At 66.3% G+C, this 26154-nt stretch carries 26 protein-coding genes; 13 read left to right on the top strand and 13 right to left on the bottom strand.

Annotation, left to right across the window (positions count from 1 at the left end):
• Positions 1–4 precede the first annotated feature (4 nt).
• The 6 genes from alr to rpsF all read right to left on the bottom strand — a co-directional run bounded on the left by alr (position 5) and on the right by rpsF (position 5310).
• Entirely contained in the window at positions 5–1147 is a 1143-nt protein-coding gene (gene alr / locus AC1RMY_RS10480; protein ID WP_492864116.1) for an alanine racemase, read from the bottom strand.
• Entirely contained in the window at positions 1144–2631 is a 1488-nt protein-coding gene (locus tag AC1RMY_RS10475) for a replicative DNA helicase (protein ID WP_492864115.1), read from the bottom strand. Before AC1RMY_RS10475 ends, alr begins: the two co-directional genes overlap by 4 nt.
• 214 nt (positions 2632–2845) lie before the next feature.
• Entirely contained in the window at positions 2846–3409 is a 564-nt protein-coding gene (gene rplI, locus AC1RMY_RS10470; RefSeq protein WP_492864113.1) for a 50S ribosomal protein L9, read from the bottom strand.
• 80 nt (positions 3410–3489) lie between these two features.
• Entirely contained in the window at positions 3490–4449 is a 960-nt protein-coding gene (locus AC1RMY_RS10465) for a DUF2232 domain-containing protein (protein WP_492864111.1), read from the bottom strand.
• 156 nt (positions 4450–4605) lie between these two features.
• Positions 4606–4851 (bottom strand): 30S ribosomal protein S18, encoded by a 246-nt coding sequence (rpsR, locus tag AC1RMY_RS10460; RefSeq protein WP_038367644.1) that lies wholly within the window; start codon positions 4849–4851, stop codon positions 4606–4608.
• Positions 4852–4854: 3 nt separating this feature from the next.
• Complete coding sequence (gene rpsF, locus AC1RMY_RS10455) at positions 4855–5310, bottom strand: 30S ribosomal protein S6 (RefSeq protein ID WP_327527586.1); 456 nt, start codon at positions 5308–5310, stop codon at positions 4855–4857.
• 343 nt (positions 5311–5653) lie between these two features.
• Between rpsF and fabD the strand changes: the two genes are divergently transcribed.
• The 7 genes from fabD to gmk all read left to right on the top strand — a co-directional run bounded on the left by fabD (position 5654) and on the right by gmk (position 12457).
• Entirely contained in the window at positions 5654–6589 is a 936-nt protein-coding gene (gene fabD, locus AC1RMY_RS10450; RefSeq protein ID WP_492864109.1) for an ACP S-malonyltransferase, read from the top strand.
• A gap of 58 nt (positions 6590–6647) precedes the next feature.
• A complete protein-coding gene (gene fabG / locus AC1RMY_RS10445) occupies positions 6648–7385 on the top strand; it encodes a 3-oxoacyl-[acyl-carrier-protein] reductase (protein WP_492864107.1) in 738 nt (245 codons plus the stop codon).
• Positions 7386–7641: 256 nt separating this feature from the next.
• Positions 7642–7875 carry an acyl carrier protein gene (locus tag AC1RMY_RS10440; protein WP_054207921.1) on the top strand — a complete coding sequence of 78 codons (234 nt, stop codon included), beginning with the start codon at positions 7642–7644 and terminating at the stop codon, positions 7873–7875.
• A 54-nt stretch (positions 7876–7929) separates the two neighbouring features.
• Positions 7930–9201: a beta-ketoacyl-ACP synthase II gene (gene fabF / locus AC1RMY_RS10435; RefSeq protein ID WP_492864105.1), complete on the top strand. Its 1272-nt coding sequence runs from the start codon at positions 7930–7932 to the stop codon at positions 9199–9201.
• Between the two features lie 211 nt (positions 9202–9412).
• The gene (gene mltG, locus AC1RMY_RS10430; RefSeq protein ID WP_492864104.1) at positions 9413–10792 is read left to right on the top strand and encodes an endolytic transglycosylase MltG; all 1380 of its coding nucleotides are present in this window, start codon (positions 9413–9415) and stop codon (positions 10790–10792) included.
• A 123-nt stretch (positions 10793–10915) separates the two neighbouring features.
• Complete coding sequence (locus tag AC1RMY_RS10425; RefSeq protein ID WP_492864102.1) at positions 10916–11797, top strand: YicC/YloC family endoribonuclease; 882 nt, start codon at positions 10916–10918, stop codon at positions 11795–11797.
• 6 nt (positions 11798–11803) lie between these two features.
• Complete coding sequence (gmk, locus tag AC1RMY_RS10420) at positions 11804–12457, top strand: guanylate kinase (protein ID WP_492864100.1); 654 nt, start codon at positions 11804–11806, stop codon at positions 12455–12457.
• Positions 12458–12467: 10 nt separating this feature from the next.
• Here gmk and AC1RMY_RS10415 read toward each other — a convergent pair whose 3' ends face one another.
• The 6 genes from AC1RMY_RS10415 to lptF all read right to left on the bottom strand — a co-directional run bounded on the left by AC1RMY_RS10415 (position 12468) and on the right by lptF (position 20315).
• The gene (locus AC1RMY_RS10415) at positions 12468–13457 is read right to left on the bottom strand and encodes a Bug family tripartite tricarboxylate transporter substrate binding protein (protein ID WP_492864098.1); all 990 of its coding nucleotides are present in this window, start codon (positions 13455–13457) and stop codon (positions 12468–12470) included.
• 61 nt (positions 13458–13518) lie between these two features.
• Positions 13519–14367, bottom strand: a complete 849-nt coding sequence (gene rsmA / locus AC1RMY_RS10410) for a 16S rRNA (adenine(1518)-N(6)/adenine(1519)-N(6))-dimethyltransferase RsmA (protein ID WP_492864096.1) — start codon at positions 14365–14367, stop codon at positions 13519–13521.
• On the bottom strand, positions 14364–15398 hold the full coding sequence (gene pdxA / locus AC1RMY_RS10405) for a 4-hydroxythreonine-4-phosphate dehydrogenase PdxA (protein ID WP_492864094.1): 1035 nt from the start codon (positions 15396–15398) through the stop codon (positions 14364–14366). Before pdxA ends, rsmA begins: the two co-directional genes overlap by 4 nt.
• 42 nt (positions 15399–15440) lie before the next feature.
• Complete coding sequence (locus AC1RMY_RS10400; RefSeq protein ID WP_492864092.1) at positions 15441–17975, bottom strand: LPS-assembly protein LptD; 2535 nt, start codon at positions 17973–17975, stop codon at positions 15441–15443.
• A gap of 58 nt (positions 17976–18033) precedes the next feature.
• On the bottom strand, positions 18034–19122 hold the full coding sequence (gene lptG, locus AC1RMY_RS10395) for an LPS export ABC transporter permease LptG (protein WP_492864090.1): 1089 nt from the start codon (positions 19120–19122) through the stop codon (positions 18034–18036).
• Positions 19122–20315, bottom strand: coding sequence for an LPS export ABC transporter permease LptF (gene lptF, locus AC1RMY_RS10390; RefSeq protein WP_492864088.1), 1194 nt, complete (start codon positions 20313–20315; stop codon positions 19122–19124). Before lptF ends, lptG begins: the two co-directional genes overlap by 1 nt.
• Before the next feature lie 156 nt (positions 20316–20471).
• Here lptF and AC1RMY_RS10385 point away from each other — a divergent pair, with 156 nt between their 5' ends.
• The 5 genes from AC1RMY_RS10385 (at position 20472) to AC1RMY_RS10365 (ending at position 23933) form a co-directional block, all read left to right on the top strand.
• Entirely contained in the window at positions 20472–21965 is a 1494-nt protein-coding gene (locus AC1RMY_RS10385; RefSeq protein ID WP_492864086.1) for a leucyl aminopeptidase, read from the top strand.
• Between the two features lie 50 nt (positions 21966–22015).
• Positions 22016–22468 (top strand): DNA polymerase III subunit chi, encoded by a 453-nt coding sequence (locus tag AC1RMY_RS10380; RefSeq protein ID WP_492864084.1) that lies wholly within the window; start codon positions 22016–22018, stop codon positions 22466–22468.
• On the top strand, positions 22465–22875 hold the full coding sequence (locus tag AC1RMY_RS10375; protein WP_492864082.1) for a hypothetical protein: 411 nt from the start codon (positions 22465–22467) through the stop codon (positions 22873–22875). The genes AC1RMY_RS10380 and AC1RMY_RS10375 overlap by 4 nt, the downstream gene beginning before the upstream one ends.
• Positions 22876–23060: 185 nt before the next feature.
• Positions 23061–23582, top strand: coding sequence for a DUF2867 domain-containing protein (locus tag AC1RMY_RS10370; RefSeq protein ID WP_492864081.1), 522 nt, complete (start codon positions 23061–23063; stop codon positions 23580–23582).
• 75 nt (positions 23583–23657) lie between these two features.
• Complete coding sequence (locus AC1RMY_RS10365; RefSeq protein ID WP_492864079.1) at positions 23658–23933, top strand: hypothetical protein; 276 nt, start codon at positions 23658–23660, stop codon at positions 23931–23933.
• Between the two features lie 67 nt (positions 23934–24000).
• Here the strand turns inward: AC1RMY_RS10365 and AC1RMY_RS10360 are convergent, their stop codons facing one another.
• On the bottom strand, positions 24001–25878 hold the full coding sequence (locus AC1RMY_RS10360; protein WP_492864077.1) for an ABC-F family ATP-binding cassette domain-containing protein: 1878 nt from the start codon (positions 25876–25878) through the stop codon (positions 24001–24003).
• Between the two features lie 146 nt (positions 25879–26024).
• Between AC1RMY_RS10360 and AC1RMY_RS10355 the strand changes: the two genes are divergently transcribed.
• The gene (locus tag AC1RMY_RS10355) at positions 26025–26150 is read left to right on the top strand and encodes a hypothetical protein (protein ID WP_492864076.1); all 126 of its coding nucleotides are present in this window, start codon (positions 26025–26027) and stop codon (positions 26148–26150) included.
• The last annotated feature ends 4 nt before the right edge of the window (positions 26151–26154 follow it).

The raw sequence follows: 26154 nt of genomic DNA, 5'->3' as shown, positions 1-26154 counted from the left end.
GCGGCTAGAGCCCGACATAGCGGCGCGCGTAACGCCGGCCCAGGCTGGTCAGGATCTCGTAGCCGATCGTCTTGGCCCCGGCGCCGACGGTCTCGAGGTCGAGCGCTCCGCCGATCAGCGTGACCGGGTCTCCACGCTTGGCACCGGGCGAGGGGACTTCCGTCACATCGACGATGATCAGGTCCATCGAGACCGAGCCGGCGAAGGGGCAGACGATGCCGCTGACGATGGCCGAACCGCCCGTGCCGGCATCGGTCCAGCTCGCATTGCGCGGGTAGCCGTCGGCATAGCCGAGGCAGATCGTGGCGAGCCGGCTCTTGCGCTTGGCGGTCCAGCGGCCGTTATAGCCGACCTGTGCGCCGGCCTCGACCTCGCGGACCTGGATGATCCGCGTTTCCAGCCCGATGACAGGGCGCATTGGGTTGGGCTTGCCGGGGGTTGGATTGCCGCCATAGAGCGCGTAGCCCGGCCGCGTCAGCTCGTAGGACGGGCAGTTCCTGAGGAAATGTCCCGAGGAGTTCTTCAGCGAGGCGGGCAGGCCCGGAAACGCCCCCGCGATCTCGGCGAAGGCCGCGATCTGGCGGGCATTGGCCGGGTCGGCCTCGTCCTCGGACGAGGCGAAATGGCTCATCACGAGACCGATGCCTGCGGCCGTGATGGCGCCGGCCTTCTCGCGGGCGAGATTCAGCCCTTCACCGCACCAAAGGCCGAGCCGGTTCATCGCGGTGTCGACATGCAGCGCCGCCGGCCGGGCATTGGCGCCGCCCTGCCGGAACGCAGCCCATTCGAGCAACTCCTCATGCGAGCCCAGCACCGGCGACAGCTCATGCCGGGCAAACACGTCGCAAGCGCCTGGCAGCAGCCCGTTCAGCACGTAGATCGTCGCCTCCGGCGCAACGCTGCGTGCGCGGATGCCTTCGGAGACATGAGCGACGAAGAAGTTCTTGCAGCCTGCCCGCGCCAGCGCCGTGACCGCGGGCTCGATGCCGATGCCGTAGGCGTCCGCCTTGACTACCGCGCCGGCCTCGGTGCCGGCGCGCTTGCCTAGCGCACGCCAGTTCGAAACCAGCGCGCCGAGATCGACGGTCAGCGTGGCGCCAAAAGCCTCGGAATTGGTCTCGGAGGCGGGTGTGTCGAAGGTCGTCATTCGCGGTCCGGCAGTCGCATTTCGTCGGCACGATCGGAGAAGCGCGTTACATCGGCGTCGAACTGCAGCGCGATCGAGCCGGTCGGGCCATGGCGCTGCTTGCCGATGATGAGTTCGGCCACGCCATGAGCGGCTTCCATCTCGATCTGCCACTTGTTGTGTTCTTCGGTGCCGGGGCGCGGCTCCTTGCCCTTGAGATAGTACTCGTCGCGATAGACGAACATCACCACGTCGGCGTCCTGCTCGATCGAGCCCGATTCGCGCAGGTCCGAAAGCTGCGGGCGTTTGTCGTCTCGGCTTTCGACTTGGCGCGAGAGCTGGGAGAGCGCGATGACCGGAACGTTCAGTTCCTTGGCCAGCGCCTTCAGGCTCGTCGTGATCTCGGTCAGCTCCTGCACGCGGTTCTGGCTGTTCTTGGACGAGCCCGAGAGCAGCTGCAGATAGTCGATGAACAGGACGTCGAGCCCCTTCTGGCGCTTCAGCCGGCGAGCGCGGGCGACGAGCTGGGCGATCGAGATGCCGCCGGTCTGGTCGATATAGAGCGGCAGCTTCTCGATCTGCGCCGCGACATCGGTCAGCCGGGCGAAATCGCCCTCGGTGATGCGGCCCTGCCTGATCTTGTAGGAGGAGATGCCGGACTGCTCGGCGACGATACGCGTCGCGAGCTGGTCGGCCGACATTTCGAGCGAGAAGAAGGCGACGATGCCGCCATCAACCGTCTTGATCGAGCCGTCGGTCTGGCGCTCGCCCCGCCAGTTCTTGGCGATGTTGAAGGCGATGTTGGTGGCGAGCGAGGTCTTGCCCATGGCCGGGCGGCCGGCGAGCACGATCAGGTCGGAAGGCTGCAGGCCGCCCATTCGCTGGTCTAGATCGCGCAGGCCCGACGAGATGCCCGAGAGGCCGCCGGCGCGCTGATAAGCGTTGGCGGCCATTTCGATGGCGGTGTAGAGCGCGCCGTCGAACTTGACGAAGCCGCCTTCGGAGCGGCCCTTCTCGGCGAGCTCGTAGAGCTTGCGTTCGGCATCCTCGATCTGCTCGCGCGGGGCCATGTCGACCGGCGCGTCATACGCGACATTGACCAGATCCTCGCCGACATTGATCAGCAGCCGGCGGATCGCGAGGTCGTAGATCGTGCGGCCGTAGTCGCCGGCGTTGATGACGGTCGTCGCCTCCGCCGCGAGGCGGGCGAGATATTGCGAGGCGGTGATGCCGCCGAGATCCATCTCGCCGAGGAAGGTCTTCAGCGTGATCGGCGTCGCGATCTTGCCGGCCCGGATCAGACTTGACGTCAATTCGAAGACGCGCTGGTGGATCGGCTCGAAGAAATGGTCCGGCAGCAGGAAGTCCGAGACCCGGTAGAAGGCGTCGTTGTTGACCAGGATCGCGCCCAGCAGCGCCTGCTCGGCCTCGATGTTGTGAGGCTGGACGCGGTATTCGGCCTCGCGCGTTTCGAGGCGGGTGACAAGGGCGGTAGCGGTGGCCATGGCCGTCCCGTAAATCCAGTGATGATTGATACTTCAAGCCGACATTTGATCGCTGACAAGCGTTCTACGGAAGCGATTCTGTCGGGGACTCAACCTTAGCATCTTGTCAGTCCGCGCCAGCATCCGATTGCGATTACCCCCGTTGTCCAGAGGCCGGAATCGAAAAAGGCGCCGTGTTGCCACGGCGCCCTTGACTTGCTGATGTGTCGAAATCTCAGCGATCGTCCTCACCGGCTTCCGCCAGCGCCGCGCCGACCTCGAGGCCGAGATCGTCGAGGTCAAACTCCTCGCGCGCCGTGACGTTCTCGCCGCGCACCTGGCGCTCGGCTTCTTCGGCCGAACGGGCGATGTTGACGGTGACGGTGACCGAGACTTCCGGATGCAGCACGACCGGGACGGTGTGCAGGCCGAGCGTCTTGATCGGGGTGTTGAGCGTGACCTGGCTGCGGGCGACGTGGAAGCCCTCGGCGACCAGCGCCTCGGCGATGTCGCGGGTCGAGACCGAACCGTACAGCACGCCGGACTCGCCCGACTGGCGCAGCATCACGACGCTGAGGCCGTCCAGAGACTCGGCGACCGACTCGGCTTCCGACTTCAGCTCGAGATTGCGGGTCTCGAGCTCGATCTTCTGGCTCTCGAAGCGCTTCTTGTTCTCTTCGGTCGCGCGCAGCGCCTTGCCGCGGGCGAGGAGGTAGTTGCGGCCGAAGCCGTCGCGGACGCGGACGACATCGCCCATCTGGCCGAGCTTGGCGACGCGCTCGAGGAGGATCACTTCCATGGTCTTCTTCCTTTTTTGGGTCTGTTGGGTGTGTTTCAGGTCTTGGCAGTCAAGGCGGTTGTTCAGGTCTTGGCGGTCATTCAGGTCTTGGAAGGCGGTGGCGGCAGCGCGGCCCGCTTGCGCAGGCGCAGAAGGGTGTCGACGACGCCGGCGAGCGCAAGCAGCGGGGTCAGCACAGCCTGCATCACGATGAGCGCGACATAGACGCTGATCAGCATCGGGGTGCGCCAGGCCTGCCCGCGCGAGAGGTCGTGCAGCATGGCGAGCCCGCTGAACATGAAGGCGGCGGCGAGCGAGCCGACCAGCGCGACGCCCGCCAGCCCGACGAAGCCGTCGAGCGCCGCCGTCGCGAAGCCGGCCGCCAGCAGAAAGAGCGCCTGGCGCGGCAGCGTCGTCGATGGAATGAAGGGCCAGGGCCGTGGCAGCCGGCCCGACAACTGGACCGCCTTGGCCGCGAGCCAGAGATTGGCGGTGATGGTGGTGACGATTGAGGCGCCGATGCCGAGCGGCACCGCCCTTACGAGCAGTGGCGTGACACTGGCTGCGAGTTCCGCCTGCGTCGTGCCCTGCGGCAGCGTCAGCATCTTGCTGCGGACCATCTCCGCCAGCAGGTTCTCGACGATGCGCGCGATGACCGAGCGATAGGCCTCGTAATCCGTCGTCATCACCAGCGCGCTGGCGACGGTCGCCATGGTGGCCGTAGCGGCGACCCAGACCATCAGATGGCCGAGCGGATACCATTCGGTGGCTCCGCTCTCGTCCGTCCGCGCCAGCAGCGCGAGATAGGCGATCCACCAAGCCGGCAGCGCGATGATCAGCGCAAAGGCGACACCGGCCGGCACGCTCAGGGCAACGGCGACGGCGATCGCGCCCGCACCGGCGGCGAACAGCCCGGCACGGTGGTTCCAGCCAAGTGCGGCGATCAGGATCGGGAGGGGGGCGGCCGAATACAACAGCACGGACAGCGGCGATCCGGTGATCACCACTGAGAAGAGCAGGGCCGCTACGAGGCCCGCGCCGATGCCGACGACCGGAATCATTCTTCGTCCTGCTGTCCCGCTGCTCCCGGGCCTCACCGGCCGGGCAGGGTGAGAGGCTTTTGCCTCAACGAACCCAGTGGGGTTTCACCACGGGGCGACTTGGCTCAGTTAGGCGAACCGGCGGCGATCGCTCGCCGCCGGGTATCTCGGATCCGCTCAGCGGATGACGTAGGGCAGCAGGCCCAGGAAGCGCGCACGCTTGATCGCCTGGGCGAGTTCGCGCTGCTTCTTAGCCGAGACGGCCGTGATGCGCGACGGCACGATCTTGCCGCGCTCGGAGATGTAGCGCGAGAGCAGGCGCACATCCTTGTAGTCGATCTTCGGAGCGCCCTCACCCGAGAAGGGGCAGGACTTGCGGCGGCGGAAGAAGGGGCGACGGGCGCCGGCGGATGCAGTCGACATGGATCAGGCCTCCGCGACGGGGGATTCGTTGGCTTCGTCGTCGCGACGCGGACGGTCACGACGCGGGCCGCGGTCGAAGCGGTCGCCGCCGCCGGGACGGTCGAAGCGGTCGCCCCGCTCGCCGCGATCATCGCGGTCACGCTTCTGGAGCATGGCCGACTGGCCTTCCTCGAGCTCTTCGACGCGGATGGTCAGGAAGCGCAGGACATCTTCGTTGATGCGCATCTGGCGCTCCATCTCGGCCACGGCGGCCGACGGGGCGTCGATGTTCAGCAGCGAGTAATGCGCCTTGCGGTTCTTCTTGATGCGATAGCCCAGCGACTTCACGCCCCAGTATTCGACCTTGGGGACCGAGCCGCCATTCGCCTCGATGATGCCCTTGAACGTCTCGACAAGGGTCTCGACCTGCTGCGCGCTGACGTCTTGTCGCGCGAGCAGAACATGCTCGTACAATGCCATGGTTGGCCTTCCTCGTTTCACCCTGTTTCGTCCGGCGCGGAGCCCTCCGAGCCCTGGATAAGGCCCGACAGGATTTCATCGAAGGCGGAGACACGGGATGACGGCTCCATCAGGAGCCTGCGAAGCGACCTCGTATCGGGTGAGGGCGCAGCGCCATCCGTTCAGCCTCCGGCCGAACAAACAGGAGGCGGTCGTTACAGGCTCAGGGTCCGCCATGCAACCAAAATCGGTGCGTGAGGCGGGCGTCGCAGGCGAAAATTCTCGTTGCGCGCTTGACTTGACCTTCAAGGGAGTGTGACAGCGCCGTGAATCTGCACAAAACGTTTGAATTTGAGGTTGCCGAATGACGACCGCTTTCCTCTTCCCCGGTCAGGGCTCCCAGGCCGTCGGCATGGGCAAGACCCTGGCCGAGGCATTCCCGGTGGCGAAGGCCGTCTTCGACGAGGTCGATGCGGCGCTGTCGCAGAAGCTCTCTGCGCTGATGTGGGACGGGCCGCTCGACGAGCTGACGCTCACCGCCAATGCCCAGCCCGCTTTGATGGCGGTCAGCCTGGCGGTCATCCGCGTGCTCGAGGCGGAAGCTGGCCTCGACCTGAAGCGCGATGCCGCCTTCGTCGCCGGCCATTCGCTCGGCGAATATTCTGCGCTGGCGGCAGCGGGCACCTTCAGCATCAGCGATGCCGCGCGCCTTCTGCGCATTCGCGGCGACGCCATGCAGAAAGCGGTGCCGCCGGGCGAGGGCGCCATGGCGGCGCTCCTTGGAGCCGAGCTCGATCTGGCCCGCGCCATCGCGGCCGATGCGGCGCAAGGGCAGGTCTGCGAGGCGGCCAACGACAATGGCGGCGGCCAGGTCGTGCTGTCGGGCGCCAAGGCCGCCGTCGAGCGCGCCATCGTGCTAGCAGGCGAGCGCGGCGTCCGGCGCGCCATGCTGCTGCCGGTATCCGCCCCCTTCCATTGCTCGCTGATGCAGCCGGCGGCCGAGGCAATGCGGGCCGCGCTGGCACAGGTCGCCATGCACGCCCCGGTCGTACCGGTCATGGCCAATGTCGGAGCGGCGCCGCTCGCCGACCCCGGCGCCATCCGTGCCTCGCTCGTGGCGCAGGTCACCGGCACGGTGCGTTGGCGCGAATGCGTCGAGGCCATGGCGGCTGCTGGCGTGACCCGATTCGTTGAAGCCGGCAGCGGCAAGGTCCTGGCCGGGCTGGTCAAGCGCATCGCCGCGGGAGCGACGCCGCTTTCGGTCGGAACGGCCGAGGATATCGCAGGTTACAAGGCCTGAATGAGCCTGAAGCTCTGAACGGGCAAAATCGACGGCAGAAAGCCGAAAGGGAGAGACGATGCTTGATCTGACGGGCAAGAAGGCCCTGGTCACCGGCGCGACCGGCGGCCTCGGCGGTGCGATCGCGCGGGCGCTCCACGCGCAGGGCGCAACTGTCGCGCTTTCCGGCACGCGCGCCGAGGCGCTGGAGGCACTGGCCGCCGAATTGGGCGAGCGCGCGGTGATCACGCCTTGCAACCTCGCCGACAAGGATTCGGTCGAGGCGCTGGTGCCGGCCGCCGAGGAGAAGCTCGGCGGACTCGATATCCTCGTGAACAATGCCGGCGTGACCAAGGACAACCTCTTCCTGCGTCTGAAGGACGAGGACTGGGACAGCGTTATCGCGATCAACCTAACGGCGGCCTTCCGGCTCTCGCGCGCGGCGGTGAAGTCGATGATGCGCCGGCGCTATGGCCGGATCATCTCGATCGGTTCCGTGGTCGGGACCACCGGCAATCCCGGACAGGGCAATTATGCTGCCTCCAAGGCCGGGCTGATCGGCATGTCGAAGGCGCTCGCGGCCGAAGTCGCGAGCCGCAACATCACCGTCAACGTCGTTGCGCCGGGCTTCATCGAGTCACCGATGACGCAGGCTTTGAACGAGAAGCAGCGCGAGGGCATCCTCTCAGACGTGCCGATGGGGCGTCTCGGTTCGGGCGCCGATGTTGCGGCTGCAGTGACTTATCTCGCCAGCACCGAGGCCGGCTACGTGACTGGGCAGACCCTTCACGTCAACGGTGGAATGACAATGATTTGAAGAGGTTGCTTCAAAGTCTCAACAAGTTCCACACTCGCTCGTGCGCTCTCGCCAGCCATGAAGTCGTGTGTTAACTAGCGCCGTCGGGCTGCGATGCAGGGGCCGGGGGACTTGACGGGAACCCGGTTGTTGCGTTTGTGCAGGCTTCGAGTTCCGGCCTGCGGGCACTGTTGCGGTGTCGTGGGATTCAGGAGTGACCGTCCCTATATGCGGCGCGATCCAGCGCCGCGTGTTTCAATCGTTAAGGAAAAGACCCATGAGCGATGTCGCCGAGCGCGTGAAGAAGATCGTGGTCGAGCATCTCGGCGTCGAGCCTGAGAAGGTCGTGGATGGCGCCAATTTCATCGAGGATCTCGGGGCGGACAGCCTCGATACGGTCGAGCTCGTGATGGCGTTCGAGGAAGAGTTCGGCGTCGAGATCCCCGACGACGCGGCCGAGACGATCGTCACCGTCGGCGACGCCGTCAAGTTCCTGTCGAAGACCGCCTGATCGACCTTCGGGCCGATCGCCGCAGAAAGCGCCATGGTTTCACAGAGTCTTCCGATGCGACGCGTCGTCGTGACCGGCTTGGGCATGGTGACCCCGCTTGGCTGCGGCGTCGAACCGACCTGGTCTCGCCTCCTCGCCGGCGCCAGTGGCGCCGGCCCCATCACCAGTTTCGACTGCAGCGACCTGCCGGCACGTATTGCCTGCAGCATCCCGCGCGGCGACGGCTCCGACGGCACCTTCAATCCTGACGACTGGATGGAGCCGAAGGAGCAGCGCAAGGTCGATGACTTCATCGTCTTCGCCATGGCCGCGGCTAAGCAGGCGCTGGCGGACGCGAACTGGAAGCCCGAGAGCTACGAGGACCAGATCGCGACCGGTGTCGCCATCGGCTCCGGCATCGGCGGCCTCGGCGGCATCTACGAAGCCTCGATCTTGCTCAAGGAACGCGGCCCGCGCCGTCTTTCCCCCTTCTTCATTCCGGGCCGGCTGAGCAACCTCGCTGCCGGCTACGTCTCGATCGAGCACGGGCTCAAGGGTCCCAACCATGCAGTCGTGACGGCCTGTTCGACCGGCGCGCATGCGATCGGCGATGCCTCCCGCATGATCGCGCTCGGCGATGCCGAGGTGATGGTCGCCGGCGGCGCCGAATCGGCGATCAACCGTCTGGGCATCGCCGGCTTTTGCGCCTGCCGTGCGCTCTCCACCGAATTCAACGACACGCCCGAGAAGGCCTCGCGCCCCTATGACAAGGATCGCGACGGTTTCGTCATGGGCGAGGGCGCCGGCATTGTCGTGCTGGAGGAACTCGAGCATGCTCTGGCGCGTGGGGCGCGCATCTATGCCGAGGTCGTGGGCTACGGCCTGTCGGGCGACGCCTACCACATCACCTCGCCGGCCGAGGATGGCGATGGCGCCTATCGCTGCATGTCGATGGCGCTGAAGCGCGCCGGCATCGCCGCCTTCGAACTCGACTACATCAACGCGCACGGCACCTCGACGCAGCTCGGCGACGAGATAGAGCTGCGCGCCGCCGAGCGTCTCCTCGCCAATGCCCCGAGAAAGCCCGCCATGTCGTCGACCAAGTCGGCTACGGGCCACCTGCTCGGCGCGGCCGGGGCCGTCGAGGCGATCTTCGCGATCCTGGCGATTCGCGACCAGGTCGCGCCGCCGACGATCAATCTCGACAACCCCTCCGTCGAGACAGATCTCGACCTCGTGCCGCATGTCGCGCGCAAGCGGAAGATCGATGTCGTGCTGTCGAATTCCTTCGGCTTTGGCGGCACCAACGCCTCGCTCGTGATGCGGCGTTTCACTGACGGCGCATAGCGCACCTCCGGATAGCGCGCTTTCGCCATAATGTTCGGTACAGTGCGCGACTCCTGCGGGAGCGCGAATTTGCTTTCACAGGCGCCGTGAATCCGGTTCTAATGCGCCGGCAACCCGCTGTGCGACTCCGGTTCGCGGGTCTTTCCGTTTGGCCGGCGGGCCTTGCCGGCCTGCGTGCCGTGATGAAGTCGAAAGTGCGAGCGCTACTGCCGTGACCCATTCGCCCCGCGTCGCCCCCAAGAGCCCCAGCGAGGCGCTGAAGCCGGTCGCGCCGCCGGCGCCTCCGCCGAAGGCTCGCCGCCGCCGTCGCAGCAGCCCCTTCATCGCGATGATGAGCGGGCTGTTCACGGCCGTGCTGGTGGTCGCAGGCCTGGCCGGCGCCGGCATCGCCATGGTCAGCGGCCAGAGCCGTGCGCCGGGGCCGCTCGCGAGCGATCGCGTTCTGATCATTCCCAAGGAGAGCGGTCTGACCGAGATCGCCGATCTCCTCCAGCGCGAGGGCATGATCGACCACCCCTGGTCCTTCCGCATCTCCGCTTTGATCAGCGGCAACTGGACCAAGCTCAAGGCCGGCGAATATCTGTTCAAGGCGCGCGCCAGCCAGGCCGACATCCTCGACATCATCGCCGACGGGAAGGTCGTCGAGCATTCGATCACAGTTCCGGAGGGCCTTACGAGCGAGCAGATCGTGGCGCGCCTGCGCGAGAACGATCTGCTGACCGGCGACATCATCCAGGTCCCGCGCGAAGGCTCGATCCTGCCGGATACCTACCGGATTCCGCGCGGCTTCAGCCGGCAGGCCATCATCGACCGGATGACGCGCGATCAACGCGCCGTGCTCGCCCGGGTCTGGGAGCGCAAGCCGGCCGATCTGCCGATCAAAACGCCGCAGGAACTGGTCGTGCTGGCCTCGATCGTCGAGAAGGAGACCGGCCGGGCCGATGAGCGGCCGCGTGTGGCGGGCGTGTTCATCAATCGACTGAACCGCAAGATGAAGCTCCAGTCGGACCCGACGATCGTCTACGGCATCGTCGGCGGCAAGGGTACGCTAGGCCGCTCGATCATGCGCAATGAGATCACGCAGCCGACCCCTTACAATACTTATGTGATCGACGGGCTGCCGCCCGGCCCGATCGCCAATCCCGGCAGGGCCGCGATGGAGGCGGTGGTCAATCACTCGCGCACCAAGGACCTCTACTTCGTCGCCGACGGCAGCGGCGGCCACGCCTTTGCCGAAACACTCGAACAGCACAACCGCAATGTCGGCCGCTGGCGCCAGATCGAGGCCGTCAGGCGCGAGCCCGGCAAGCCGGCGTCGGAAGCCTCAGTCGACAAGGTCGAGCCGCCGCCGGGCCCCGATACGCGCTCGGAAGCCCCCGGCCAGCAGCCCGTCGAGGGCGAGGCCATCGAGACCTGGCCGGCTCCCGGCAACCGTCGCGCCGGCGCTCCCAACTCCCAGCAGGGCGCGGCTCTCGCCGGCGGTGCCCGCGCCCGCGCCTTCGATGCCTCGGAAGGTACGGAGCGCGATCCGCTCAAGAACAAGACGTTCGACCTTAATTCTCCCAAGCAGGTTCCCGCCCTGCGGCCCTGAGGCGCCGGGAATCGCTCAGGCTCGCCGTCCCCATCTTCCTGCGAGGGCAGGCAGCGCCGCGCTTGCCCCGTCATCCCCCCGCTACTACGGTCCCGCCGCATTGAAGCGGGGAAACCGGACAGCATGGCCATCGAAAGCATGACGGGCTTTGCCCGCGCCGCAGGCACGGTGGGCATCCACGCCTGGGCGTGGGAGATCCGCAGCGTCAATGGCCGCGGCCTCGACATCCGCGTGCGCGTCCCACCCGGCTTCGAGGTGCTGGCCGAAGCGGCGCGCAAGCGCCTGACGGGCGCCTTCGCGCGCGGCACGCTCCACGTCAATCTCCAGATCACCAGCGATGCCGGCCCTCCGCGCCCGCGCATCAACGAGGCGGCGCTCGCAGGCCTGCTGCAGGCGATCGCGCGCCTGCCGGCCTCCGACACGCTGCGTCCGCCATCTTATGACGGGCTCCTCGGCATTCGCGGCGTCATCGAACTCGCCGAGGAAAGCGAGGATGCCCTGGCCGTCATCGAGGCGCCGGTGCTGGCCGGGCTGGAATCGGTGGTGCTCGGCCTCAAGGAGGCCCGCGCCGGCGAGGGGCGGGCGCTCGAAGCCGTCCTCTCCGGTCATCTGGGAACCATCGCGCGGCTGACGACGCAGGCTGAGCAGCACCCCGCGCGCGGCGTCGACGCGATCCGCGAACGCATCGCCGCTCAGGTCGGCGCGCTGCTGGATGCGAGCCAGGCGCTGGATCCGCAGCGCCTGCATCAGGAAGCGGCTCTGCTGGCGGTCAAGGCGGACATCCGCGAGGAGATCGACCGGCTGCACGCCCATGTCGAGGCGCTGCGCCTGCTGCTCGAGCAGGGCGGGCCGATCGGCCGCAAGCTCGACTTCCTGTCGCAGGAGTTCGGTCGCGAGGCTTCGACGCTCTGCGCCAAGGCGGGCGACGCAGGCCTGTCGCGCATCGGCCTCGAACTGCGCACCGTGGTCGACCAGATGCGCGAGCAGGTTCAGAATGTGGAGTGAGTGCTGATGGCCGATATCTCGCGCCCGGCCCGTCGCGGGCTGATCATGATCATGTCCTCGCCCTCGGGAGCGGGGAAGTCGACGCTGACGCGGACGCTCTCGAAGTCGCCGAGCGAGACCAATCTCGACCTGTCGATCTCGGTCACGACGCGTGCCAAGCGCCCCTCTGAGATCGAGGGCGTGCATTACCATTTCATCGACCGCGAAACCTTCGAGCAGATGCGCGATCGCGACGAGCTGCTCGAATGGGCCGAGGTTCACGGCAACGGCTATGGCACCCCGCGCAAGCCCGTCGAAGCGTCCCTGAAGGCTGGGCGCGACGTGCTCTTCGACATCGATTGGCAGGGCACGCAGCAGATCCTGGAGCGGGCCCGCGAGGACGTCGTCTCGATCTTCATCCTGCCGCCCTCGATGGCGGAACTGCGCTCGCGTCTGGTGCGCCGCGCCGAGGATGCGCCGGATGTCATCGCCAAACGCCTCGCCAATGCGCGCGAGGAGATCGCACGCTGGACCGTCTACGACTACGTCATCGTCAACGACGACCTCGACAAGGCCTATGACGCCGTCCGCTCGATCCTGGCGGCCGAACGTCTCAAGCGCAGCCGGGCCGTCGGGCTCGGCGAATTCGTCGAGCAATTGCTGAACGAGAAGCTGCCCTGAAGGCCGGGCCTCAGTTTGGCTGAATGCCGGCCTCCCGCACGACCCTGGACCAGCGCTGCGTGTCGGCGGCGATGACTGCCGCGAGCTCGGCCGGGGAATTGCCGATGGGCTGGGCGCCCTGTGCTGCCAAAGCAGCCACGACATCGGGCGCCCGGAGAGCCTCGGCCACGGCCTGGTTCAGCCGCGCGACGCTTTGTGCCGGCGTGCCGGCGGGGGCCATCAGCGCATACCAGGATACCGCCTCGAAGCTGGGCAGCGCGAGTGCCTCGGCGATCGTCGGCAGATCGGGCATCACCGAGCTGCGCCGGCTGCTGGCAAGCCCGAGCGCGCGCAGCTGGCCTCCGTCGATCAGGGGCTTGGCGGTCGAGAGCTGCGCCACGATGAGATCGACATCGCCGCGCATGACGTCGGTCAGCGCCGGGGCCACGCCGCGATAGGGCACATGCGTCATGCTGAAGCCAGCCGAGCGTGCCAAGAGTTCCGCCGCGAGATGGGCGAGGCTGCCGGCGCCCGGCGACGCATAGGTCAGCGTGCCCGTGCCGGCGCGCCCGCGCGCGACGAGGTCCTGCAGCGATGCGATCCGCGACGAGGCCGAGACCACGAGCACGTTCTCGACACTCGCAATCTGCGTCACCGGTGCGAAGTCCTTGACCGGGTCATAAGGCAGGTTGGTAAAGAGCGCCGGGTTCACGGCGGCATTGCCGACCGGCATCAGCGCGAGCGTATGGCCGTCGGGCTCGGCCCTCGCGACGGCAGCCATGGCCGTGTTGCCCTGGGCGCCGACGCGGTTCTCGACGGTCACGCCCTGGCGCCAGCGCTGCGCTAGCGTCTCCGCAACGATCCGTGCGAGCGCGTCGGGAGCGCCGCCGGCCGCGAAGCCGACGACGATCTTGATCGGCTTGCTTGGGAAGTCGAGGTTTTGCGCGTCGGCAGGCACGGCCATTGCCGCCAAGGCGATCCAGAGGCAGGTATTCAGTAGCAGCCAGGCGCTGCGCAGCATGGGGCGGCTCCCTTTGACGGTTGGTGGCAACGCGCCAGCGCAGCTTGGTTCGCGATCCCGCTCAGGCGTGTTCCGACAAGGTGTTCGCCAGAAGCACAAAGCCTGCCACGGGGATCTCCTCCGCGCGCGCCGTCGGCGCGAGCCCGGCCGCCTCGATCCAGTCGCCGGGCTCCGCCAGTACTGCCTTCAGGCTCTGCCGCAGCATCTTGCGGCGCTGGCCGAAGGCCGCGAGCGTGATCCGTTCGAGCAGGCGTCGGTCGCAGGGCGCAGGGTTCAGGCGCGGAACCAGTTGCACCACCGCCGATGTGATCTTGGGCGGCGGCACGAACGCGCTGCGCGGAACATCGAACAGGATCTTCGTTTCGCAGCGCCAGTTGCAGAGCACAGCGAGCCGTCCGTAATCGGCCCGCTGCTCGGGCGTCGCAACAATGCGCTCGGCGACCTCGCGCTGGAACATCAGCGTCAACGACGTCCACCAGGGCGGCCAGACATCGCCGCTGAGCCAGCCGACCAGTAGCGGCGTGCCGATGTTGTAGGGCAGGTTGGCCACGATGCGGGCCTTGCCGCCGTCGAGGCGGCTGGAGAGGTCGACCGCCAGCGCATCGCCGTCGACGACCTCGAGCCGGCCGGGATAATGTGCCGCGATCTCCTCCAGCGCCGGCAGGCAGCGCCGGTCTCGCTCGATTGCGATGACGCGGCCGGCGCCGTTCGCCAGCAGCGCCCGCGTCAGGCCGCCGGGGCCCGGCCCGATCTCCACCACGGTCTCGCCGTCCAGCGGCCCGGCCGAGCGGGCGATCCGCGAGGTCAGGTTGAGATCGTAGAGGAAGTTCTGGCCCAGCGACTTCTGTGCCATCAGCCCATGGCGCTCGACCACCTCGCGCAGGGGCGGCAGGGAATCGATCTGGCTCATGAGCCGGCCCGCTCCTGCTGCGCCACCATGCGCGCAGCCAGCCTCAGGGCTGCGATCAGGCTGTCGGGCCGGGCGATGCCCGTGCCCGCGATGTCGAAGGCGGTGCCGTGGTCGGGCGAAGTACGGATGAAGGGCAGCCCGAGCGTGACGTTGACGCCTTCGTCGAAGGCGATCGTCTTGATCGGGATCAGCGCCTGATCGTGATACATCGCCAAGGCGGCGTCATAACCGGCGCGCGCCCTGCCATGGAACATCGTGTCGGCCGGATAGGGGCCGCTGGCATCGATCCCGAGCGCGCGCAGCGCCGCGACGGCGGGTTGCACGATTGCAGCGTCCTCGCTGCCGAGCGCGCCATTCTCGCCTGCATGCGGGTTGAGGCCGCTGAGGGCGAGGCGCGGCGCGGCGATGCCGAAGCTGCGCGTCAGGCTCTCGGCGACGATTCGGCCTGTCGCGACGATCAGTTCTGTCGTCAGCAGATCGGGAACCGCCCGCAGCGGCACATGGATCGTGACCGGCACGACGGCGAGTTCAGCGCACCACAGCATCATCACCGGCAGCGGCGGCGTGCCCCCGTCGCCAGCGAGATGGGCGAGATATTCCGTGTGGCCGGGATGGCTGAAGCCGGCTTCGTAGAGCACGGATTTCGCGATCGGGTTCGTCACCACGGCGCCTGCGTGCCCCTGTCGCACGGCCGCGACGGCACGGGAAATCGACGCGATCGTGCCGGGAGCCGTCGCCGGATCGGGGCGTCCCGGGGTGGCACCAACCGCCTCGTCGAGAGGAATCACCGGCAGCGCGCCCGGGAAGTGGCGGTCGACTTGGTCCCAGCCGCAGGCGATCAGCGGCACGTCGAGCGAAAGCCGGCGCGCGAGCCGCGCCAGATGGTCGAGATCGGCGATGCAGGCGAAGCTCGGAAGGGCGAGAGCCTCGCGGCGCTGCCAGGCAAGCAGCGTCAGCTCGGGCCCGATGCCGGCCGGATCGCCCTGCGTCAGCGCCAGCGGCGGCAAGGGCGTGGATGCTTGCGCGCGCATAGGGGCGTCCTTGTCACCATCGCGCCGCGGCCGGACCCGGGCTCACTGGCTGGAGGTCACGCCGTCGCCTGTGGACGAAGTGCCGCCGAGGTTCTGCTGGTAGCTGAGTTCGCCCAGCGTCCTGAGCTCGAGCCGGAACATGACGGTGCGCGTATCCTTCGTCGCGCCGGACTGGCGGTCGGCATAGCTCTGCGAATAGCTGACGTCGAACACCGTGCACTCGTCCGTATAGTTGATCCCGAACGAGGTCGAGGCGGTCTGGAATAATCCGGTATCGGTATATTTCGGGACCGCGACGGTCGAAGGGGAGGCCAGCCACGCGGCGTATTGGTTGGCGCGCACTTCGCGGTCGTACTTGTACTTGTCGAGATCGAACAGGACGCCGGCACGCAGGCGCCAGTTCGGCGTGACCAGAAGCGAGCCGTTGAGCGAGACGCCCTCGCGCCGGCGGGGAATGCCGAGACTCGGCTGGGGTTCATAACGACCATAGCCGATCGAGGCGGTCACGACGCTGGTCGCATAAGTGGCGGCGGCATCGATGCGCTGAGCTTCGAAGGTCGTTTGGTTGAGGCGTGTCGCGCCGGTGAAGAACAGCCCCGTGAACGGCGAGAACTGAGCCCGGGCGACGATATCGGAGGTATTCGTCTCCAGGCCGGAATCGAGGCCGGTATTGACCAGATCGCCGGTGGCGAAGGAGTTGCGCCCGCCTAGATGATAGGATTGGCCGAGCAGCAGGTTGGCAAAGCCTTCCTTGCCGAAACGCCCGGTATAGAGCGCGCCGACATTGGCCCGCGTGCCGCCCTCGACGCGATCATAGCCCGAGAACTTGCCGCTCCATTCGAACAGGTTGTTGGCGTCGAAGACCAGGCTCTGCGCATCTTCGTTGGCGACGCGCAGGCTGTTGGTCTCGTTCGGGCGCGCGACGATCTGCGCCACCGGCTCGATGATATGCGTGCCCCATGAGGTCTTGGCGACGAAGGGGTAGCGATACATCAGGCCGATCGCCGGCATCGCCCGGCCGAAGACTTCGTCGGAGGTGTCCGCGATCGTCCGGACATTGGCGTTCGGATAGCCTGTCGTATCCGGGTTGACCGAGAAGATGTCGGCCCGCACGGATGCGTATGGCGTCCACAGCTGCCCGAGCGGATCGATGAAATTCCGCCGCCACGAAACCTCGGCCGTCGCGCGCGCGATGTTGCCCGCGAGGCCGCGGATCAGGCAGGTGCTCTTCTGGTAGACGGCGCAGCCGTCATACAGCGAATAGGCGGTGCCGGTGTTCGTCGTGCCGCTGATCAGATAGGCGGTCTGCTGCGGTATCTGCTGGAACGCTGCCGCATCGCGGGTCAGATGCGTGACATTGGCGGTGAAGCTCAGTTCGCCACCGAGGAAGCTCGGCTTGTGGACACGCTTGTTGTAGTCGATCACCGGTAGCACGACCGGCTGCTGCTTCTGCCAGTCCGTCGAGGTCAGCGGCTGGAAGTAATAGCCCCGCATGTCGAACCAGGCGGTCGAGCTCTGCCCGTTCAGATAGGCTGTCGAGATCGCTTCCTGGAGATAGGTGGTCGCGCTGATGCTCTCGTTGATGATTCGGTAGTTCTTGTAGAACCAGCGATCCGTCGACATCGAGGCATTCCAGCCGAACGTCCAGCGCGGGTTGATGAAGAACTTGCCGTTCGTCTCCACCGAGCCGCGGAAATCATCGTCGCCAGCGCCGAGCGGCGCTGCCAGGAAGGCGTCCTTGTCCTGCTGGAAGATGCCCGATGCGCGGATCGTATAGGAGCCGTTCAGCACGCGGTGGCGCCATTCGACCTGGCCGAGCAGGCCCTGCCGGCTCAGATAGGTCGGCGTCACCGTCAGATCGTAGTTCGGCGCCAGATTGATGAAATAGGGCAGGCCGACGCCGTAGCCGAGCGCATTCGTATTGATGAATTTCGGCGACAGGAAGCCGGACTTCCGCTTCACCGTCGAGTCCGGTCCCGACATGTAGGGGAGATAGGCCAGCGGCACGCCGGCGAATTCGAGACGCGCATCCTCGTAATAGATCGTCTGCTCGGCCTTCTTGTGGATGATCCGCGCCGAGCGGACCTGCCACAATGGCGGCCTCTCGGGGTTGTCCTTGCAGGGCTCGCAGGCGGTGTAGATGCCCTTCTCGAAGATGAAGGTTTCGCCGTCGGTGCGCTCGGCACGCGGCGCGCTGAAGCGCGTCCTGTCCGGGTTCACGACGCGAAGCGAATCGATGAAGCCGTCGCGGAAATCGTCGGTCAGGTTGAACCGGTCGCCCGTGATGACCGTGCCGTTCGCCTCGGTGATGCGGGCATTGCCGGTCGCGACGACTCGCTTGCCGGCCTGGTCATAGGTGACCTTGTCGGCCTCGATCGTCCGGCCCTGATAGAGAATCTGCACGTTGCCGACCGCCGAAACGGTCTTCTTGTCGTTGTCGTAGACGAGTTCGCGGGCATCGACGACCATCCGCTCCTGCGGCTTGGCGGGCGGCGTTTGAGCGAAAGCGGCCCCGGCCGAGCCCAGGGCGTAAGCAAGGCTCGAGGCGAGAGCGGTCGCCGCGGCAAAGCGAGCCATCCGCGTCACGCCAGGCACCATACGCTCAATCCAAAATTAACCATAGGCACAGTACGTTCTACCCGTCTTCCTGATGGAGGAGGGCCAGAGCGCCTAGCATCGCTCCGATGGTCGCGGGCAGCCATGCTGCGACCACTGGATTGACGATGCCCGACGAGCCGAGCTCCTCCGACAGTTGCGTTGCTACATAGAGCATGAAGCCAGCCGCGACGCCACCTATCACCAGTTTGGTGACCCCACCAAACCTGAAAAATCTTAAGGAAACGGATGCCGCCACCAGCACCATGGCGACGAGCAGCAAAGGCCGAGCCATGAGCGACTGATAGCGCAGTTCGTAGCGTGTGGTGTCGAGGCCGGCGCGCTTCGTCCGCTCGATCACGTCAGGCATGGACCAGAACCCGACGGCCTCGGGCGGTGTGAAGCTCTGCCGCATCTGTTCGGGCTCCAGCGTCGTCGCGAACAGATAGCTCTTGTAAGTCTGTGGCTCTTCCATGACCGAGACGACGCGGGCGTCCGTCAGTTCCCAATAGCCGTGATGCAGCACTGCCTGCTTGGCGTCGATGCGCTCGTTGAAGCCGCCGCCCGGGGAAAAGCTGAAGATCGAGACCTGTGACAGGCCGTTGGCATCCGGCAGGGAGCTAGCGGCCCGGATGATCGCCTGTCCATCGATGCTGCGCTGGCGCAGCCAGATGTCCGGCATATTGCTGGATTGCGCTGCCCGCACGAACAGCCTCGTCTCGAGTGCCGTCGCCTTGCCCTTCAGATCGGCCGCGATGGGATTGTAGACCAGGATCGACAGGAGCCCGATCACCGCTGCGACCAGCGCTGCCGGCTGCAGGAACTGCCAGGCGGATACGCCGACCGAGCGCGCGACGACGAGTTCGAGCTTCCGGCTCAGCGTCAGCAGGGCGAACATCCCGCCGAACAACACGGCGAAGGGGAAGATCTGCTCGGCGACGCTCGGCACGCGGAAGAGCGCGAGCTGTACGATCAAAGGTGTGGTGGCCGATGGCGAATCGCCGGCGCGGCGCATCAGCTCGACGAAATCGAGCGTCCCGATCAGGAAGAAGAATGTTCCGAACACGCTCAGGATCGAGCGTGCGAACTGCTTCGTGAGATAGCGTCCGAAGGTCGAGACCAGAAGCATCAGGCGCGCCTGAACCGGGCCGCCAGCCCGTTGAGGGGCACGAGCAGCGGCGCCGTGATCCGGGAGAAGAATGGCCGCAGGCGCTGGCCGTAGAGGATGGCCGCCGTGGCAGCGATGATCGCCACGATCGGCAGCACATAGAGCAGCACGGCTGCGAAGGGTGATCTGACGCTCGCCGTCCAGGCCATATAGGCGCCGATCCGAGTCGCGGCGACGATCAGGATCGCGGCCTGGATCGCGAAGGCGCGGCCCTGGCGGGTGGTACGCGCCTCGCCGATGCAGGCGAAGGCGATCAGCATGAAGGCCATCGGATAGAGTGGCGCGGAGAGGCGATTATGCAGCTCGGCGCGAAAGCGCCCTTCCTGGAATTTGTAGTAGCCGTCGTTCGGGTCCTGGTTGAGGAGCTGCCAGGTCGAGCGTTCGCGTGGCTTGTAGACGACCTTGTCGCCATCGCCTTCGCCCGCGCCGCCGGTCGGGTCGCCCGACAGGGCCGACAGGTTCAGCGCATAGCGCTCGAAGGAGATGATCGAGGTCGTGTCGGTGTTTTTGGTCTCGCGCTGGATCGTGCCCTTTTCCAGCATCAGGAAGCTCGAGCCATCGACCTCGACGGTGCGACCGCGCTCGGCGATGTAGATCGAGGGCTGGGTGGGGTCGCGCCGGTCCTGCATGAAGATTCCGACCAGCGCGTCGCCGGATTTCTCGCGGTAATGGAAGGTGACGCCGGAATCGAGCGAGACGAATTGGCCTTCCTTGACGACATTGGCGACGAAGTCTGCCCGGATCAGCGTGATCAGGTCGCGCAACATCCGGAACCCGGCCGGCATCACGGATAGCGACATCCAGCCCACCAGTACCGAGGCTGCGATCGTCAGCACGATGAAGGGGCGTGTGATGCGATGCGGCGCCACGCCGGCCGCATTCATCACGATCAGCTCGGAATCGCTGTTGAGACGGTTCAGCGTGTAGAGCGTCGCCATGAACAGCGCGACGGGCGCGATGCCGGCGATCAGCGCCGGCAGCGACAGCAGCGTGACGGTGAAGAAGATCAGGACCGTCTGGCCCTTGCCCGTGATCAGATCGACCTCGCGCAGCGCCTGCGTCACCCAGATCACGCTGGTCAGTCCGATCAGCAGGACGATCGACGCGATCGTCGCCATCTTCAGGATATAGCGGTCGAGACGCTGAAGCAGCACGCTTGGTTTTCCGATGGGGCAGCGCCGGGGTGCCGGCGCTGGTGGTTCGCGGAAGTCACCCTATGGTATAGGCGCAATCAAGGCGCAAACGGGAATCGTTTGCGGCAGTCTCGTTTCGCCCCGCCAGAAGCCCCCTCGCAACATCGTGAGCCGAATATGTCGCAGCGCCTGAAGCTCGAGATCAAAGCCCTCAATGCGATCGGGGAACAGGACCTCGTGATCCTCCTGTCCGACACGCTGGCGCCGCCCAAGGCGGCCGAGGAGTGGCTGGGAGAGGGCGCCCATGGCCTGCTCGCGCGCGCCGCGGCGGCCGAGCGCTTCAAGGGCAAGGCGCTTTCCGGCCTGACCCTGCTCGCGCCCGATGGTGCGGGTTACGAGCGCCTGATCGCCGTCGGCGTCGGCCCCGAGTCAGAACGCGGCACGCTGGATTTCGCCAAGCTGGGCGGCGCCATCGCCGGCCGTCTCGGCCATGGCCGCAGCGCCGACGTGATTCTGGCTCTGCCGGAGGGACCGCTCGGTGCGGATGACGCGGCCGAGATAGCGCTCGGCATGCGGCTGCGCTCCTATGTCTTCGACGAGTACAAGACCAAGAGCAAGAAGCCCGAGGAGGCCGAGCCGATCGCGGTGACCCTGCGCGCCGGCGATCCCTCGCTCGTCAAGAAGGCGCTGAAGGCGCGCGACGCGGTCGCAGCCGGCGTCGAACTCGCGCGCAACCTCGTCAACGAGCCGCCGAACGTCCTCTACCCGGAGGAATTTGCCGACCGCGCCGCCAAACTCGAAAAACTCGGCGTCGAGGTCGAGATCCTCGACGAGAAGGCGCTGAAGAAGATCGGCATGCGCGCCTTGCTCGGCGTCGGCCAGGGCTCGCGGCGCGAAAGCCGCGTCGCGATCATGCGCTGGAACGGCGCCAAGGGTGGCGTCCAGCCGATCGCCTTCGTCGGCAAGGGCGTGACCTTCGACACCGGCGGCATCTCGCTGAAGCCCGGCGCCGGCATGGAGGACATGAAGGGCGACATGGCGGGCGCCGCCTGCGTCGTGGGCCTGATGCATGCGCTCGCGGCCCGCAAGGCCAAGGTCAACGCCATCGGCATTATCGGCCTGGTCGAGAACATGCCTGACGGAAACGCCCAGCGCCCGGGCGACATCGTCACCTCGCTCTCGGGCCAGACCATCGAGATCATCAACACCGACGCGGAAGGTCGGCTCGTTCTGGCCGATGTGCTCTGGTACACGCAGGAGCAGTTCAAGCCAAAGTTCATGATCAATCTGGCGACGCTGACGGGTGCGATTCTGGTCGCGCTGGCGCAGGAGCATGCCGGCCTGTTTTCCAACAGCGACGAGCTCTCGGACCGGCTCACGGCAGCCGGAAAGGCGACCGGCGAGAAGGTCTGGCGCATGCCGCTCGACAAAGCCTACGACAAGATGATCGATTCGAAGTTCGCCGACATGAAGAACGCCGCCGGCCGCCATGGCGGCTCGATCACTGCCGCCCAGTTCCTGCAGCGCCATGTCAACGACACGCCCTGGGCGCATCTCGACATCGCCGGCACCGGCATGGGCTCGCCGAACTCCGAGACCAACCGCTCCTGGGGCTCCGGCTGGGGCGTGCGCCTGCTCGACCGGCTGGTCGCGGAGCATTACGAAAGCTGATTCGATCTGGCAGGATCGATTCGCAAATCGCTGTGACGCAAAGGCTTTCGATGGCCGAGATCCTGTTCTTCCACCTCCAGTCGCGCCCGCTCGAACAGGTGCTGCCGACGATCCTCGACCGCGCTTTGTCACGCGGCCAGAGGGTCGTGGTGGAGGTGTCGAGCCAGGAGCGGCTGAGCGCGGTCGACGACCATCTCTGGACCTATTCCGACGAGAGCTTCCTGCCCCATGTGACGGCCATGGAAGCGGATGCCGCGAGCAACCCCGTGGTGCTGACGACGCATGCGCATAATCCCAACGCGGCCCAGGTCCGGATCTGCGCCGAAGGCGTCCGCATTCCCGACGCAATGCAGGACTACGAGCGCGTCGTTCTGATATTCGATGGTGACGACCCGGACGCGCTGTCCGCGGCGCGCGAAGATTGGAAGAAGGCCAGGGCCTCGGGCCATGCCGCCAGCTACTGGCAGCAGGACGACACCGGCCGCTGGGAGAAAAAAGCGTGAGACTGCCTGTTCTGCTCCTCTGCACCGCCACGCTCGGCGGCTGCTCCGTCGATATGGGCGGCTTCGCCTTCACCTCCGAGACGCGCGGCTCCCAGACGACGATGACGACGAGCAGCATCTCGGCCCGCGCTTCGACGCAGGAGGCAACCCTGACGCCGGAGGGCGAATGCAGCGCCGGCGTCTCGCTCGATCCTTCGACCCGCCCGCTGCCCCCGGCGATCGCCGAGGGCATCACCGAATGCGAGCTGGTGAAGCTCAAGGGCTCGCGCCCGACCGACGTGCTGATCGGCGAGAGCGGCAAGGGCCAGCGCGAGACGCAGGTTCTCTATGCCGAGCCCGGCGGCCGCGAGATCTACCTGTTCACCGACAACCGCCTCAGCCGGATCGTGAAGCCGGGGCAGGGCTGAGCTCAGAGGCGGCAACGGCGCGTCGGCTCTCTTCCAGCGATCAATGCCGGGTTTCGCCCTCAATGCTGTCAGCGGCAACGAAGCCCTCGCGGTTTGAGTGCGAAGAAGTGTCACATTCGCTCCTTGGTTGATGGCCTCCTAAATCGGAGGCATCATCATGAGGATGTCGAACAGGTGACGTGATCATGAGCATGGATTCAGCCTGTAGACCGCAGGTGCGCCGGACCACACCGCCGTCGGAAAGTGTCGTTGCGGACTGGTACGAGAACGCCAGTCTGCTTGATAGCTACAGCATCGACCTGAGCGCATCGGAACAGAGCATGCGCGAACTGGCGACGCGGACGCTCGTCGATCCGCCTGCCTGGCAAAAGGCGTTGATCGCGCTGCGTGACGCTATCGTCACTCCGTTTGGTATCAAAACCTCCGATACGGTCAGGACGTCCCAAGACAACCTCGGACGTGTGGATTTCTTCCCGGTGCACTGGGAGGGCCAGGACGAAATCGTGCTCGGTACGGATGACCGACACCTCGATTTCCGGCTGTCTCTGCTCAGACGCCATTCTCCAACGGGCGCGTCGCTCATCGCGACGACCGTCGTGAAGACCCACAATGCCTTGGGCTTCACCTATCTCAATTTGATCAGGCCTTTTCATCATCTCGTGGTCCGGACCAACCTGGCGCGCTGCGCACAACTGCAACTGCGATAAAGCTTTACAGACCTCGACGATCGTCAGGCGTTCTGCCCGCTTGTCTCTATTGAACCCGCAACGCATCGTCGCGGCATGACCAAGTATCTGGTTTCGTTTCCGAGCGAAGTGATCGTGCTCACGAACGAGCAGCTGGCTGCCGCCGACATCGATTCCCATACCGTGATCGAGGAGGCTAAGGCGGCCGGTGTCGATGTCTTCGGCGGCGGGATCGACGAACAGGTCGATCCCCGTGCTCGTCGCCGCAGATGGCGCGGTGTCCGGGCAGATCTATCCTGGCAGCCGCCTCAACGGCGAATTCACGGTGCTGGAATTGCCGGCGCGGGAAGATGCGGTGAAATGGGCGGCTAAGATTGCGCTTGCCTGCCGTTGTTCGCAGGAGCTCCGCGAATTTATGTATGATCCGGCCAGCTAGAAGTTACGCGCTCTCCAATTCAGCGCTCAGTTCCAGCCACTCCTCCTCCGCGGCCTCCAGCGCCTCTGCCAGTTCGGCCCGCTGTCTTGACAGCGTCAGCGCCTTCTCCGGATCGCGGGCGAAGGCCGCGCCGTTGCCGAGAACGCCGTCGACCTTCTCGATCAGCCCGGTCAGCTTGGCGATCTTGGCTTCGGCGAGGTTGAGCTTCTGCCGCAGCGGCCCCTGTGCGACACGCTTCGCGGCCGCGCCCTTGCGCTCATCGGCCTTGCCGTTGGCGGCATTCGCCTCCGGCGCCGCCTTCTCGCGCTTCGCCGCCTTGGCGGTGCCGAGCACGAGGCTGCGATAATCCTCCATGTCGCCGTCGAAGTTCTTCACCGTGCCGTCGCCGACGATCCAGAGCCGGTCGGCGCAGGATTCGATCAGGAAGCGGTCATGGCTGACGAGGATCACGGCGCCGGGATAGTCGTTGATCGCGTTGACCAGCGCGGTTCGGCTGTCGATGTCGAGATGGTTGGTCGGCTCGTCGAGGATCAGCAGGTGAGGACCGCCGAAGGCCGCGAGCCCGAGCATCAGCCGGGCCTTCTCGCCGCCCGAGAGGTTCTTCACCGGCGTCTCGGCCTTGGCGGCCGGGAAGCCGATCTGCGCCGCCTTGGAGCGGACTTTCGCCTCGGGCGCATCCGGCATCAGGTCGCGGAGATGCGCGACCGGCGTGTCCTCCAGCCGGAGTTCGTCGAGCTGGTGCTGGGCGAAATAGGCGGTCTCGAGCTTCGAGGAGCGGCGGATCTCGCCCGACAGGGGCGCGAGCCGGCCACCAATGAGCTTGCAGAAGGTCGACTTGCCGTTGCCGTTCGAGCCGAGCAGCGCGATGCGGTCGTCCGGGAGCAGCGTCAGGTTGAGCTTCGACAGGACCTTGCGCTCGCCATAGCCGGCGCTGGCGTCGTTCAGCACGATCATCGGCGGCGCCAGCGGCTTTTCCGGTCCGGGCAGGCTGAAGGGCTGCACGTCGCGATCGACGATGGTCGCGATCGTCTCCATCTTCTCCAGCCGCTTGACGCGCGACTGAGCCTGGCGCGCCTTGGTGGCCTTGGCCTTGAACCGGTCGACGAAAGACTGGAGGTGCTTGCGCTCGGCGTCCTGCTTCTCCTTCGCCTTGGCGAGTTGCATCTGCTTTTCGGCGCGCTGCTTGGCGAAGGAGGTGTAGCCGCCGCGATAGATCGTCAGCTTACCCTGGTCGAGATGCAGGATGTGGTCGACGCAGGTGTCGAGCAGTTCGCGATCATGGCTGACGACCAGCACCGTGTGCGGGTACTTCTCCAGATAGTCGTAGAGCCAGAGCGTGCCTTCGAGGTCGAGATAGTTGGTCGGCTCGTCGAGCAGCAGCAGATCGGGCTCGGAGAACAGCACGGCGGCGAGCGCCACGCGCATGCGCCAGCCGCCCGAGAAATCGGAGCAGGGCCGCTGTTGCGCCGCCTCGTCGAAGCCAAGGCCGTGCAGCACGGTCGCGGCGCGCGCGGGCGCGGAATGAGCGTTGATGTCGGCGAGCCGTGTCTCGATCTCGGCGATGCGGTGCGGATCGGTCGCCGTCTCGGATTCTGCCATCAGCGCGGCGCGCTCGGTGTCGGCCGCGAGCACGACCTCGATCAGCGATTCAGGCCCGCCCGGCGCCTCCTGTGCGACGCCGCCGATGCGCCGGCCCTTCGGCAGGCTGATATTGCCACCTTCCGGCGAGAGGTCGCCGGTGATCATCCGGAACAGCGTCGTCTTGCCGGTGCCGTTGCGCCCGACCAGGCCGACGCGAGAGCCGTCCGGCAGCGAGGCGCTCGCATGGTCGAGCAGCAATCTCTCGCCGAGACGGTAGGTGATGTCGTTGATCGTGAGCATGGCCGGCGTTTTGGCGTGAAGCCCAAAGGAAGGCAATCGCGAAACCGCAGGAAATCCGGATCACGTTTTCGCCACGATCTCGCCTTTTCGCGGCCCTTCCGCGCCATCACGCAGGGTAAGTCAAGCTTTCCTGATTCGGTGGGGAAATGATGCTGTTCGATTTGAATGCATTCGGCCGGCGCCGGCGTTCGGTTGCGGCCTCGATTCTGGTGTTCCTGTCGGTCGTTCTCGGCAGTGCCGTTGCGCTTCTGGCTCTGGTGCCCTTGTCCTGACCTG

The organism is Allobosea sp. GW822-FHT03F07 (genome assembly GCF_058801345.1).
Note: the sequence above shows the minus strand (reverse complement) of the source record. Positions and strands in the feature narration are given on the sequence as shown.

Excerpts from the sequence above, each read along its gene's own strand:
- AC1RMY_RS10415 (WP_492864098.1), bottom strand. The coding sequence starts at position 13,457 with ATGCTGCGCAGCGCCTGGCTGCTACTGAATACCTGCCTCTGGATCGCC.
- AC1RMY_RS10385 (WP_492864086.1), top strand. The coding sequence starts at position 20,472 with ATGTCGCAGCGCCTGAAGCTCGAGATCAAAGCCCTCAATGCGATCGGG.
- rplI (WP_492864113.1), bottom strand. The coding sequence starts at position 3,409 with ATGGAAGTGATCCTCCTCGAGCGCGTCGCCAAGCTCGGCCAGATGGGC.
- lptG (WP_492864090.1), bottom strand. The coding sequence starts at position 19,122 with ATGCTTCTGGTCTCGACCTTCGGACGCTATCTCACGAAGCAGTTCGCA.
- gmk (WP_492864100.1), top strand. The coding sequence starts at position 11,804 with ATGGCCGATATCTCGCGCCCGGCCCGTCGCGGGCTGATCATGATCATG.
- rsmA (WP_492864096.1), bottom strand. The coding sequence starts at position 14,367 with ATGAGCCAGATCGATTCCCTGCCGCCCCTGCGCGAGGTGGTCGAGCGC.
- alr (WP_492864116.1), bottom strand. The coding sequence starts at position 1,147 with ATGACGACCTTCGACACACCCGCCTCCGAGACCAATTCCGAGGCTTTT.
- fabD (WP_492864109.1), top strand. The coding sequence starts at position 5,654 with ATGACGACCGCTTTCCTCTTCCCCGGTCAGGGCTCCCAGGCCGTCGGC.
- AC1RMY_RS10425 (WP_492864102.1), top strand. The coding sequence starts at position 10,916 with ATGGCCATCGAAAGCATGACGGGCTTTGCCCGCGCCGCAGGCACGGTG.
- AC1RMY_RS10370 (WP_492864081.1), top strand. The coding sequence starts at position 23,061 with ATGAGCATGGATTCAGCCTGTAGACCGCAGGTGCGCCGGACCACACCG.
- AC1RMY_RS10365 (WP_492864079.1), top strand. The coding sequence starts at position 23,658 with ATGACCAAGTATCTGGTTTCGTTTCCGAGCGAAGTGATCGTGCTCACG.
- AC1RMY_RS10400 (WP_492864092.1), bottom strand. The coding sequence starts at position 17,975 with ATGGCTCGCTTTGCCGCGGCGACCGCTCTCGCCTCGAGCCTTGCTTAC.
- fabG (WP_492864107.1), top strand. The coding sequence starts at position 6,648 with ATGCTTGATCTGACGGGCAAGAAGGCCCTGGTCACCGGCGCGACCGGC.
- rpsR (WP_038367644.1), bottom strand. The coding sequence starts at position 4,851 with ATGTCGACTGCATCCGCCGGCGCCCGTCGCCCCTTCTTCCGCCGCCGC.
- pdxA (WP_492864094.1), bottom strand. The coding sequence starts at position 15,398 with ATGCGCGCGCAAGCATCCACGCCCTTGCCGCCGCTGGCGCTGACGCAG.
- AC1RMY_RS10440 (WP_054207921.1), top strand. The coding sequence starts at position 7,642 with ATGAGCGATGTCGCCGAGCGCGTGAAGAAGATCGTGGTCGAGCATCTC.
- fabF (WP_492864105.1), top strand. The coding sequence starts at position 7,930 with ATGCGACGCGTCGTCGTGACCGGCTTGGGCATGGTGACCCCGCTTGGC.
- AC1RMY_RS10360 (WP_492864077.1), bottom strand. The coding sequence starts at position 25,878 with ATGCTCACGATCAACGACATCACCTACCGTCTCGGCGAGAGATTGCTG.
- AC1RMY_RS10380 (WP_492864084.1), top strand. The coding sequence starts at position 22,016 with ATGGCCGAGATCCTGTTCTTCCACCTCCAGTCGCGCCCGCTCGAACAG.
- rpsF (WP_327527586.1), bottom strand. The coding sequence starts at position 5,310 with ATGGCATTGTACGAGCATGTTCTGCTCGCGCGACAAGACGTCAGCGCG.
- AC1RMY_RS10355 (WP_492864076.1), top strand. The coding sequence starts at position 26,025 with ATGATGCTGTTCGATTTGAATGCATTCGGCCGGCGCCGGCGTTCGGTT.
- AC1RMY_RS10465 (WP_492864111.1), bottom strand. The coding sequence starts at position 4,449 with ATGATTCCGGTCGTCGGCATCGGCGCGGGCCTCGTAGCGGCCCTGCTC.
- AC1RMY_RS10475 (WP_492864115.1), bottom strand. The coding sequence starts at position 2,631 with ATGGCCACCGCTACCGCCCTTGTCACCCGCCTCGAAACGCGCGAGGCC.